A 10714-nucleotide genomic window follows, 5' to 3' on the forward strand; every position below is an offset into this window, starting at 1 on the left:
GGACAGGCTTACTCCGCAGGCGCGCCGGCGATATTGGCCTCGAACTGCTCGGTGAAGGTGGTCTTGTTCTCCGCAGCCCAAACGGCGTCATAGTCGATGACGGCCACGGAATCCAGGGTCACCAGGCCCTCGGCCACGGTGGACTTGGTATTGGTGGGGACGCGGAAGGAGTTGTTCTCCGCGTACAGGTTCTGACCGTCCGTGGAGCACATGAAATCGATGAACTTCTTGGCGTTCTCCTGCTGGTCGGCGGGGCCGCCCTTGATGAGGGCCATGGCGCCCACCTCGTAGCCGGTGCCGTCAGAGGGGAAGCTCAGCTCAATGGGATAGCCCTCGGTGGTGGGCTGGAGGCCGTCGTGAGAGAAGGTCAGCGCAATGGCAGCCTCGCCCAGGGCCACGGCGTTGGGGGCAGCGGCGCCGGACTTGGTGTACTGGGACATGTTCTTATCCAGTTCCTTGAGGTAATCCCACACAGCGTCCTCGCCCTTGAGCTGGATCAGCGTGGCCAGCACGGTATAGGCAGTGCCGGAGGTGGCGGGGTGGGCCATGATGATCTGGCCCTCATACTTGGGATCCAGCAGGTCGTCCCAGCTGGTGGGATAGTCGTAGCCCTTGTCGGCGAACCACTCCTTGTTGCAGGCAAAGGCAATGGCGCCCACATAGATGGGGTTCCAGGTACCGGTGGGGTCGATGTAGGTCTCCGGGGTATTGCTCAGTTCCGGGGACTGATAGGGTTCCAGCAGCCCCTGATCCACGGCGGCGATGTAGTTATCCGTAGAACCGCCGAACATCAGCGCCGCCTGGGGATTCTCCTTCTCAGCGGCCACACGGGTCAGCATCTCGCCGGCAGAGAGGCGCAGAGCGTTGACCTTGATGCCGGTAGCCTCTTCAAAGGCATTGAAGTAGTAGGCTACCTCGGATTCGGGGAAAGCGGTGTATACTGTCAGTTCACCGCTGCCGGAGGTCTCTTCGCCGCCGGATCCTTCGGATCCGGATCCGCCGGTGTCGGATCCGCCGCAGGCGGTGAGCAGCCCCAGCATCATCACGCCGGAGAGCAGCGCGCAGAGGAAACGCTTGGTGTTCTTTTTCATGTCTTTACCTCTTTTCTTCCTTGAATTTATCATTTTCCATGCAAGCATGGATCAGGATACCGTCTTATTTTTCCAGGCTGCACAGGGCCCAGATGGCGTTGTGGTCGGAAAGCTCGGCGCCTTCAAACCGCGCCAGAGCCCCGCCGGGCCGGGCAAAGGTGAAATCCTCCCGTGCCGTGGAAACCATATAGCTCTTCTCCGCCCGGACGCCCTTGAGCAAAATCCAGTCCAGCCGCAGCGGGAGGAAGTCTCCCCCCGGCAGGGGTTTGCGCCGGGTCATGCGGGGCTCCCGGGGCACGATGTGGTAGCCGTCCGCCGCCGCCATGGGCAGCAGGGGTTCGTAATCAAACACACCCTCCAGACAGCGCCGGCGCAGATCGGGGCTGGCAGCAATGGCGCCGATATCCTCCTTGTCCCGTCCGTCGAAGGTGTTGGTATTCAGATCCCCGCCCAGGATCAGGGGCATATCCGGCAGCTCCCGGCGCACCGCCTCCAGAATGGTCCGCATCTGGACCTGGCGGCCCGGGCCGTCTGTGCGGTTTTCCAGGTGGATGGACACCACGCCCAGCGGCGCGCCCCCCACCTCCAGCTGGGCAAAAACCGCCAGACGTCCGCCGATGCGCTTTTGCCGGTCAAAGTACCAGTTGTACTGCTCCGGCAGCCGGATGACCCCTGCCCGGCGGATGGGCCAGCGGGAAAACACAGCGTTGCCGTGAAAGCCCTTGGCGTTTTCATCATTCACCAGCTCGATGAATTCCAGCCCCCAGGCATAGTTGAGCCCCAGGGCCTCCGCCAGCTCCCGGGCGGTATTGCGGTTGCCGGAACGGGCACACCCGTCGTCCAGCTCATTGGCCAGGATCAGGTCGAAGGGCCGGATGGCCGGGCAGTCCTGCAAAAACTCCCGGATCTCCTCCAAATGGACGCCCCGCTCCATGTTGAACATCAGGACCCCCAAATGCGGCGGCACCCGCTCCGGCGGGGCGAGGAAATTGTCTGTCTCCGCCCTCCAAAACTGCGGGATCTTCTCCATGACCTCCGCCTGGGTATGGGTATCCAGCAAAGCGCCCAGGCGCTTGCGCTCCTCCAGGATGATCCCCTCCATGTTTCCCCGCCACTCCTTTCGCTGCTTCGCCGTCAAGGCGGATTGCCGGGAACGGAATTCCTGCATTTTGCCTGCTGCTTTGAAAGCATTTCACAGGGGGAAATCCATTTCCTGCTCCCTTTTCCTCGTTTTTTTCATCCAGTTTCTGGATTCTTCAAGCGGTTTTTGGTCAAACAATCCAAAAAAATCGAAAAACAGCTTTCTTTTCTGTTAAAATTGATTATACCAGAAAAGGCGTGAAATGCAAGCAAAAATGCAAATGTCTGCGCTTTCATTCTGCGGGCAGCCTTTTTCCCCTGCTTTGGATTCTTTCCGCCCCACTGGGCATTGAGGATTTGGACCGGCTATGTTAAACTTTAGATAAAGCAGTTTACCGCCGATCCGGCGGCAGGAGGATGCGGGGGGATCTTTTTGAACAGTCTGCTGAACAAGTGGCACAATCTGTCCATCCGGGCCAAAAGCTTCTTTTTGGTGGGAGTCATGCTGGCCGTCATGTGGATTCTGGTGGCGCTGGTGCTGATTCAGTTTCAGTCTTTCAGCCGCAAATCCCATGTCATTATGAACGATTACAGCGACGTCACCGGCTTCCTGGATGCCTATTCCGAGGAAAACGTATGGCTGGAAGCCTACATCCGTCCCTCCCTGGACGCAGGCGAGCACTACCGCAGGTGCATCAACCAGACAGACCAGCACCTGGCCATGCTGGGCCCCCAGTGGAGCAGTCAGGCCAGTCAGGCCGAAAACGCCCTGCGGCACGCCATCGGCAACGCCATGGAGACCTACCGCACAGCCCAAGCCCGTTTTCTGACCCTGGATAAACAGACGCCGGAGTTCATCCAAGCGTATCTCTCCTTAAAAACACAGTCTGCCTACATAGACGGATACGCCCGGGAGCTGCTCTACACCCGGATGGCCCAGGGCAGCGCCCAATATCAGCAGGCAGAGGATGCCAATCTGCACAGCATGCGGATCTTTGTGCTGTACATGTTCTGCGCATCCCTGCTGCTGTTTTTGGTGCTGACGGTCTTTGCCCGCAGCATCCTGCGTCCCTTGATGGAACTCAGCCGGGCCGCCGCGGAGATCGGTGCGGGGCGCTATGACGCCCCTCCCCTGCCTGTCTGCGGCCAGGATGAGCTGGGCACCACCGCCCAGAGCTTTAATCTCATGCAATCCCAGATCCACACCACCATCCAAGCCCTGGAACACCAGTCGGAAATGGAAAAGCATCTGCGGGAGACGGAACAGCAGGCCGCCCAGATGCAGCGGGCCCTGCAGGAGGGGCGCTTTGCCCAGCTGCAAAGCCAGATCAACCCCCACTTCCTCTTCAACACCCTCAGCACCATTGCCGCTCTGGCCCGGGAGGAGGGAGCTCCCCTCTCCGAAGATCTCATTCTCCGCCTTTCCAGCTTTTTCCGCTACTCCCTGGAAAGCGACGAGCGGACGGTGACGCTGGGCCGGGAAATCCAGCTGCTGCGGGACTATATGGAGCTGCAGGAGACCCGCTATGCCGGCCGTATCAAGATGGAGATTCTCTCTCCGGATCTGTCTCTGGAAACCTGCACAGTCCCCAAATTCATTCTCCAGCCCTTGGTGGAAAACGCCATTCTCCACGGGCTTAAGCAGCGCACCCAGGGCGGACACATCCGCGTCCGGGTCCGCCGGGGACGGCGGGGCGGGATCTGCGTCACCGTCACGGACAACGGCTGCGGATTTGACCCCAAACACCGTCCCCGGCAGAAGGAGCACCGATCCGTGGGCCTGCAGAATATTGCCGAGCGCATGGAGCTCTCCGGCGGACGGCTGGACGTATTCAGCATTCCCGGATTGGGCACCACTGCCCGCATCACAGTAAAGGAGCACACAGCATGATCAAGATCCTGATTGCGGAAGATGAGGTCCGCAGCCGGACAGCCCTGGCTTCCCGCCTGCGGGAGATCCTGGGAGAGCAGTCCCTGATCGAGACCGCCTGTGACGGCAATGAGGCGATCCTCAAGGCCCGGCAGGTGGAGCCCCAGCTGATCCTCATGGACATTGAAATGCCCCACAAAAACGGCCTGGAGGCCGCCGCCGTCATCAAGCAGCAGCTGCCCCAGACCCACATCGTATTTCTCACCGCCTATGACCGCTTTGACTATGCCGTGGGGGCCATGCGCTCCGGAGGGGAGGACTACCTGCTCAAGCCTCCGGCAGACGCGGAGCTGCGGGAGCTGGTGCAGAAATTTTTCAAGGTCTCCCCGGAGGCCTCCCGGGGCGCATCCTCCTTTGAAGCGGCTCTGTCCGTGTGGATCCGCAGCCATTACACTCAGGACGTGACCCTGGAGGAAGCCGCGGAGAGCATGGGAATGAGCCCGTTTTATTTTTCCAGGCAGGTGAAATCCGCCACCGGGAAAACCTTTCTGGAGTTCTTTACCCTCTACCGCATCGAGATGGCCAAAAAGTGCCTGCTCTCCACGGAGATGCCTGTCAGTGAGGTGGGCCGCTCTGTGGGGTACGGAGACTCCAACTACTTTACCAAGGTCTTCAAGCGGGCTGTGGGCTGCACCCCCTCCGTATACCGCAGCCGGCAGCAGCCGGACAGTTGATCTGCTGCTTCCCGGCTTTTTTCCACGATTGATTTGAGGTGTCAAGATGAAGAAAGTCATAGCCCTCCTCTCCGCTGCGCTGGTACCGCTGATCCTGGCCGCCTGTGCACTGGCTCCCGACCAGGAGTCCTCCGCGGGGACCGGGGCCCAGACCGATACGGACCATGTGGTCCTGCGACTGGCCAACAGCCACAATGCCCAGCATATCACCAGCCAGGCCTGCCAGATGTTTGCCGATCTGGTGGCGGAGCGGACCGACGGCCGTATCACCATCGAGTGTCATTTTGACGGCGAGTTGGGCGATGAGCGCTCCACCATCGAGCAGTGCCAGTTCGGAGGGGTGGACTTCACCCGCGTGTCCTCCGGTGTCTCCGCCGAATTTGCGCCGCTGATGAACGCGCTGCAGATGCCCTATGAATATACCGATGTGGACCATCTTTTCCGGGTTCTGGACGGGGAGATCGGCCAGGAGGTCTTTGATACGTTCCGGGACAACGGCCTGGTGGGTATCACCTATCTGCACCCCGGTTTCCGCTGCTTCTTCAACGCCAGGAAAGAGATCCGCACCCCCGCAGACATTTCCGGTATGAGGATCCGGGTCTCCGAGTCCGATCTGATGCTCAACATGATGGAATGCCTGGGAGTTACCGGTGTGGGCCTGCCCTTCAACAGCACCTATTCCGCCATCCAGACCGGCATGGTGGACGGTGCCGAGAACAACATGACCTCCTATATCGAGATGTCCTTCTGGGAGGTGGCTCCCTACTGGACTTATGACAACCACTCCTTCATGCCCGACATGATCCTGGCCTCCAAGCAGACCATGGACAAGCTCTCCCCCCAGGACCAGCAGATCATCTTTGACTGCGCCGGAGAGGCGGAGATCTGGCACCGTGACGCCTGGGAGGAATCCGAGGCCAAAAATGCCGAGATTGCCCGGGAAAAAGGCTGCATCCTTACCACCCTCACCGACGACGAACTCCAGCAGTTCAAGGACGCCGTGGCCCCCATGTACGACTCTTTTTTGAATGAAGAGCAGGCGGCCATTGTGGCGCGCGTCCAGGCTCTTGGCTGAATCTTCATGGTTTTCATCTGCGTCCGGCTGCCTGTTTTTCAGGCAGCCGGACGCTTTTGCCTTCTCCCCCTTAACGGACCATTGACAAGCCTCTTTCTTGACTTTACTCCCGTGTTTCTGTATGATAGAGATGTAAAATTTTGTGCACTCCCAATGGTTTGCGCATTACGGAACCTGAAAGGAAAGGAGCCGGCCTGATGGAAGAAATTCTGCGCATGGAACACATCACCAAGCGTTTTGGGGATGTCTACGCCAACCGGAACATCAATCTGGATGTACGCAAGGGCGAGGTACATACCCTGCTGGGCGAAAACGGCGCCGGAAAAAGCACGCTGATGAATGTGCTCTTTGGCCTCTACCAGCCCACGGAAGGCAACATCTATCTCCACGGCAAAAAAGTCCGCATTGACTCCCCCGCCCAGGCGGTAAAGCTGGGCATCGGCATGGTGCACCAGCACTTCATGCTGGTGGAGGCCATGACGGTCTTTGAGAACATCATTCTGGGCGACCGCAACGCCAAGGGCATCTTCATCAACAAGGAGGCCCGGAAAAAGGAGATCCTGGAGCTCTCGGAGCGCTACGGCCTGGACGTGGAGCTGGACAAGCCCATCACCGACATTGCCGTGGGTGCCCAGCAGCGGGTGGAGATCCTCAAGGCCCTCTACCGGGGCGCGGAGCTGCTGGTACTGGACGAGCCCTCCGCCGCCCTGACGGACATCGAGGTGGAAGGCCTCTTCGACATCATGCACAAGCTCACCAGCGAGGGCAAAAGCATCATCTTCATCAGCCATAAAATGCGGGAGGTGCTGCGCATCTCCGACCGCATCACCATTCTGCGCTCCGGTGAAACGGTATGTACCCTGGACCGGGACGCCACCAACGGCGAAGAGCTGGCCAACCTGATGATCGGCCGGGAGCTGGCTCCCTCCCATTATGAAAAGGTGGAGCACCCCGGCGAGCCCGTGGTGGCCCTCACCAACGTGGACTACCACAAGGAGTCCAAGCACTCCGGCCTCAACGGCGTCTCCCTGACCGTGGGCCGGGGCGAGATCGTGGGCATCGCCGGCGTGGACGGCAACGGCCAGAGCCAGCTGGCGCAGGTGGTCACCGGCGTGCTGACCCCGGACGCCGGCGAGGTGGATCTCAAGGGCTCCCAAGTGGCCCAGTTCACCCCCAACGGCTTCATTCTGGAAAGCGTCTCCCACATTCCTGAGGACCGCAACAAGATGGGCCTCATCGGCAACATGTCCGTCAAGGACAACATCGTCCTCAAGTCCACGGACACGCCCCAGTTCTCCCACGCCAAGGGCTTCTTCCTCAAAAAGAAGGCCATTCGGGACTACGCCCTGAAAATGCAGGAGAAGTACGACATCCGCTGTGCCTCCATCGAGCAGGAGGCCCGCAATCTCTCCGGCGGAAACCAGCAAAAGGTCATCCTGGCCCGGGAGCTGGAGGGCGATCCCGACCTGCTGGTGGCGGTTCACCCCACCCGGGGCCTGGATATCGGCGCCACCCGCTTCGTCCACGACACCATGATCCAGGCCCGGGAAAAGGGCTGCGGCGTACTGCTGATCTCCGCGGACTTTGACGAAATCCTGGAGGTCTCCGACCGCATCGTGGTGATGTTTGAAGGCCAGGTCATGGGTGTGTTCCCCGGCAAGAACCCGCCCATTTCCGAGATCAGCCTGGCTATGGCCGGCAAGTAAGGAGGGAGACGGAACATGAAAAACAGCAACCGCATCATCGCTCTTCTGGTACCCCTCATCTCTGTGCTGCTGGCCTTCATCATCGGCTGCATCATCATGGCGGTGCTGGGAGCCAATCCCCTGACGGCGCTCCAGTCTCTGTGGATCGGCGCTTTCGGCAACCTGCGCAACGTGGGCACCACCCTCTCCCGGGCAACGCCTCTGATCTTCACTAGCCTGTGCGCCTGCTTTGCCTACCGCTGCGGCGTCTTCAACCTGGGCGGCGAGGGGCAGTTCATCATCGGCTCCGTGGCCTGCTGCTACGTGGCCACCCTCAGCGGCGTGGGCGGCGTCCCCGGCGTAATCTTGTGCCTGCTGGCCGGCGTCCTGGCCGGCGGCATCTGGGCTTTGATCCCCGGCCTTTTGAAGGTCTACCGGGGCCAGAACGAGATGATTATCTCCATCATGCTCAACTACGTGGCCACCCTTTTCATGGGCGTGGTGTACACCAACTGGCTGCGGGACGGCAGCGTCCCCCAGACCATTTCCGTTCCGGACTCCGTGAAGCTCAGCCGGATCTTCGGCCTGCGAGCCACCACCGCCTTCGTCATCGCCATCGTGGTGGGCCTTCTCATCTACTACTTCCTCTTCTACACCTCCAAGGGCTTCCAGCTGCGGGCGGTGGGCCTCAACATGACGGCGGCGGAGTTTAACGGCTTTGCCGTCAAGCGCTACATTCTCTTCAGCTTCGTCATCTCCGGCGTCATCGCGGGCCTGGGCGGCAGCGCCGAGCTGCTGGGTACCCAGTACCGCCTCATCAATGGCTTTGCCAGCGGCTACGGCTTTGACGGCGTGGCCATGGCCCTCATCGCACAGCTCCACCCCCTGGCCACCATTCTGGTCGCCATCTTCTTTGCGGCGCTGCGGGTGGGCTCCACCACCATGCAGGCGGCCACCGGCGTCCCCACCAGCGTCTCCGACATCATCCAGGCCCTGGTAATCGTGTTCACTGTGGCGGGTCTTGCCATGGTGAAGCTGCCTGGATTTAAAGCCGCCATGGGCCGCATGTTTGCGAAAAAGGAGGTTGCGTGAATATGGATTGGGCATTTATCTCGAATCTGATCCTGGCCAGCATCCGCATGGCAACACCTCTGATCTTCCTGTCCCTGGCAGAGCTTTACTCCCAGCGGGCGGGCCTGGTTCACATCGGCCTGGAGGGCCTGGCTTCCATCGGCTCCCTGGTGGGCTTCCTGGTGAGCCTCATTACCGGCAGCCCCATGCTGGGCGTGGCCGCCGGTGCCCTGGTGGGTATCCTGGTGAACATGATCTTCGCCTACGCTACCGTCACCCTGTGCGCCGAGCAGATCGTCTACGGCATGGCCATCAACATCTTCGCCCCGGCCCTGGCAGCGTTCATCTACCGGGTCTACTTCGGCGCCGGCAGCGAGCTGGTGCAGGTGGAGCTGATGAGCACGCTCTCCAACAGCCTGGGCATCACCTCCGACAATTTCCTGGTGCAGCTGCTGCTGGATCAGACCCCCATGGTGTATCTGGCCTACGGCCTGGTGATTTTCACCGCCATCTACTTCAACAAGACCAGATCCGGCCTGAACTTCAAGGCCGTGGGTGAGTATCCCAAGGCTGCCGCCACCCTGGGCATCAATGTCATCGGCGTCAAGTATGTGGCCTGTGTCATCTGCGGCGCCCTGGCGGGCATCGGCGGTGCCTACCTCACCACCTGCTACGCCAACACCTATGTGGACGGCAATGTGGCCGGCCGCGGCTTCATTGCCCTGGCGGCAGTGATCTTCGGCCGCTGGAGCGGCGGCGGTGTGCTGCTGGCATGCCTGTTCTTCGGCTTCTGTGACGCGCTGCAGATCCGCCTGCAGGTCAGCAGCTTCGGCGTCCCATACCAGTTCTTCCAGATGATCCCCTACATCGCCACCGTGGTGGTGCTGGCTCTCATTGGCATGAAGAAAGCCGGTCCCAAGAGCTCCGGCAAGCCCTACCTCAAAGAGGAGCGTTAACGGGCATCCGCCGCCACTCCGGCGGCTGTCAAATAGAAGCGTAAACACTGATATGGACTTTGGAGGAAAGAACATGAAAAAGATCTTTGCATTGCTTCTGTCCCTTGCGATGGTTCTGTCCCTGGCCGCCTGCGGCGGGACGGAGACCACCACCACTACGGAAGACGGCGGTGATGACACCGGCGCCGACTCCGGCAAGACCTACAAGGTGGCTATGATCTGCGATTCCAGCATCTCCGACGGCGGGTGGGGCATGTCCTGCTACAACGCCATGATCGATGCCGCAGAGGCCAACGGCTGGGAGACCGCCTATTCCGACAGCATCGCCCAGTCCGCTTACTATGACACCATCGTCTCCTACTGCGACCTGGGCTACGACCTGATCTATGCCCCCGGCAACCAGTACACCGACGCCGTGCTCCAGGCGGCTGAGGAGTATCCCGACATCGCTTTTGCCCTGCTCAACGGCGGCGAGGATACCCCCGCTCAGGCCACCAACGGCAACGTCACCTCTCTGCTGCCCGACGCCCAGCAGGTCGGCTGGATCGCTGGTGCTCTGGCCGGCCTCATGACCCAGACCGGCAAGATCGCCTTCATCGGCGGCATGGAGCTGGACACCACCCTGGGCAAGTACGAGGGCTTCAAGGAAGCCGCCGCCTATGTGGGCGAGCAGGCCGGCAAGACCGTGGAGGCTCTGGACATCGTGTACTCCGGTGACTTCTCCGCCACCGACAAGGGCATCGAGTTTGCCAAGGCCATGATGGATCAGGGCGCCGACGTGTTCTTCGGCGACGCTTCCGCCGTGGACTCCGGTGCCCGTCAGGCCATCGACGAGGCCAACGCCGCCAGCGGCTCCGTGAAGGTGTACGACATCGCCCAGCCCTCCGACCTGCTGGGCCAGAACGAGTGCATCATCGGCAGCCAGGTCACCGACAACGCCTCTCTGGTGGGCCTGTGCATGACGGCTGTCCAGGACGGCTCCTTCGGCGGCGAGGTCATCTACGGCACGCTGCAGAACGGCGCCCTGTCCACCGGCGGCCTCAGCGATCTGGTGCCCGCTGACGTGCAGGATCAGTACCTGGCCTACATCGATCAGATGGTGGAAGGCACCTTCATGCAGTAAGGCAGTTCCCCACACTGACACAAAAGGCG

9 protein-coding genes are annotated in these 10714 nt (G+C 60.8%); 7 read left to right on the top strand and 2 right to left on the bottom strand.

Going from position 1 to position 10714, the window contains the following annotated elements; genetic code table 11:
* Nucleotides 1-8: 8 nt before the first annotated feature.
* Together ACT67G_RS00435 and ACT67G_RS00440 are read right to left on the bottom strand one after the other, a co-directional pair.
* A complete protein-coding gene (locus tag ACT67G_RS00435; RefSeq protein WP_325245027.1) occupies nucleotides 9-1091 on the bottom strand; it encodes an ABC transporter substrate-binding protein in 1083 nt (360 codons plus the stop codon).
* A gap of 64 nt (nucleotides 1092-1155) precedes the next feature.
* Nucleotides 1156-2193, bottom strand: coding sequence for an endonuclease/exonuclease/phosphatase family protein (locus ACT67G_RS00440; RefSeq protein WP_443662609.1), 1038 nt, complete (start codon nucleotides 2191-2193; stop codon nucleotides 1156-1158).
* Between the two features lie 411 nt (nucleotides 2194-2604).
* On the opposite strand from ACT67G_RS00440, the gene ACT67G_RS00445 reads away from it, so the two are divergent.
* The 7 genes from ACT67G_RS00445 (at nucleotide 2605) to ACT67G_RS00475 (ending at nucleotide 10685) form a co-directional block, all read left to right on the top strand.
* On the top strand, nucleotides 2605-4062 hold the full coding sequence (locus ACT67G_RS00445) for a histidine kinase (RefSeq protein WP_443662610.1): 1458 nt from the start codon (nucleotides 2605-2607) through the stop codon (nucleotides 4060-4062).
* Nucleotides 4059-4775 (top strand): response regulator transcription factor, encoded by a 717-nt coding sequence (locus ACT67G_RS00450; protein ID WP_325245023.1) that lies wholly within the window; start codon nucleotides 4059-4061, stop codon nucleotides 4773-4775. The genes ACT67G_RS00445 and ACT67G_RS00450 overlap by 4 nt, the downstream gene beginning before the upstream one ends.
* Nucleotides 4776-4821: 46 nt before the next feature.
* Nucleotides 4822-5850 (top strand): TRAP transporter substrate-binding protein, encoded by a 1029-nt coding sequence (locus tag ACT67G_RS00455; protein ID WP_443662611.1) that lies wholly within the window; start codon nucleotides 4822-4824, stop codon nucleotides 5848-5850.
* Between the two features lie 197 nt (nucleotides 5851-6047).
* On the top strand, nucleotides 6048-7556 hold the full coding sequence (locus tag ACT67G_RS00460; RefSeq protein WP_325245019.1) for an ABC transporter ATP-binding protein: 1509 nt from the start codon (nucleotides 6048-6050) through the stop codon (nucleotides 7554-7556).
* A gap of 15 nt (nucleotides 7557-7571) precedes the next feature.
* Nucleotides 7572-8627: an ABC transporter permease gene (locus tag ACT67G_RS00465; RefSeq protein WP_325245017.1), complete on the top strand. Its 1056-nt coding sequence runs from the start codon at nucleotides 7572-7574 to the stop codon at nucleotides 8625-8627.
* Nucleotides 8628-8629: 2 nt separating this feature from the next.
* On the top strand, nucleotides 8630-9562 hold the full coding sequence (locus ACT67G_RS00470) for an ABC transporter permease (protein WP_325245015.1): 933 nt from the start codon (nucleotides 8630-8632) through the stop codon (nucleotides 9560-9562).
* Nucleotides 9563-9635: 73 nt separating this feature from the next.
* Nucleotides 9636-10685, top strand: coding sequence for a BMP family protein (locus tag ACT67G_RS00475; protein WP_326215479.1), 1050 nt, complete (start codon nucleotides 9636-9638; stop codon nucleotides 10683-10685).
* Nucleotides 10686-10714: the final 29 nt, after the last annotated feature.

Source organism: Dysosmobacter sp. (assembly GCF_052306735.1).
GTDB lineage: Bacteria > Bacillota > Clostridia > Oscillospirales > Oscillospiraceae > Oscillibacter.

Excerpts from the sequence above, each read along its gene's own strand:
- ACT67G_RS00435 (WP_325245027.1), bottom strand. The coding sequence starts at position 1,091 with ATGAAAAAGAACACCAAGCGTTTCCTCTGCGCGCTGCTCTCCGGCGTG.
- ACT67G_RS00440 (WP_443662609.1), bottom strand. The coding sequence starts at position 2,193 with ATGGAGGGGATCATCCTGGAGGAGCGCAAGCGCCTGGGCGCTTTGCTG.
- ACT67G_RS00450 (WP_325245023.1), top strand. The coding sequence starts at position 4,059 with ATGATCAAGATCCTGATTGCGGAAGATGAGGTCCGCAGCCGGACAGCC.
- ACT67G_RS00455 (WP_443662611.1), top strand. The coding sequence starts at position 4,822 with ATGAAGAAAGTCATAGCCCTCCTCTCCGCTGCGCTGGTACCGCTGATC.
- ACT67G_RS00460 (WP_325245019.1), top strand. The coding sequence starts at position 6,048 with ATGGAAGAAATTCTGCGCATGGAACACATCACCAAGCGTTTTGGGGAT.
- ACT67G_RS00465 (WP_325245017.1), top strand. The coding sequence starts at position 7,572 with ATGAAAAACAGCAACCGCATCATCGCTCTTCTGGTACCCCTCATCTCT.
- ACT67G_RS00470 (WP_325245015.1), top strand. The coding sequence starts at position 8,630 with ATGGATTGGGCATTTATCTCGAATCTGATCCTGGCCAGCATCCGCATG.
- ACT67G_RS00475 (WP_326215479.1), top strand. The coding sequence starts at position 9,636 with ATGAAAAAGATCTTTGCATTGCTTCTGTCCCTTGCGATGGTTCTGTCC.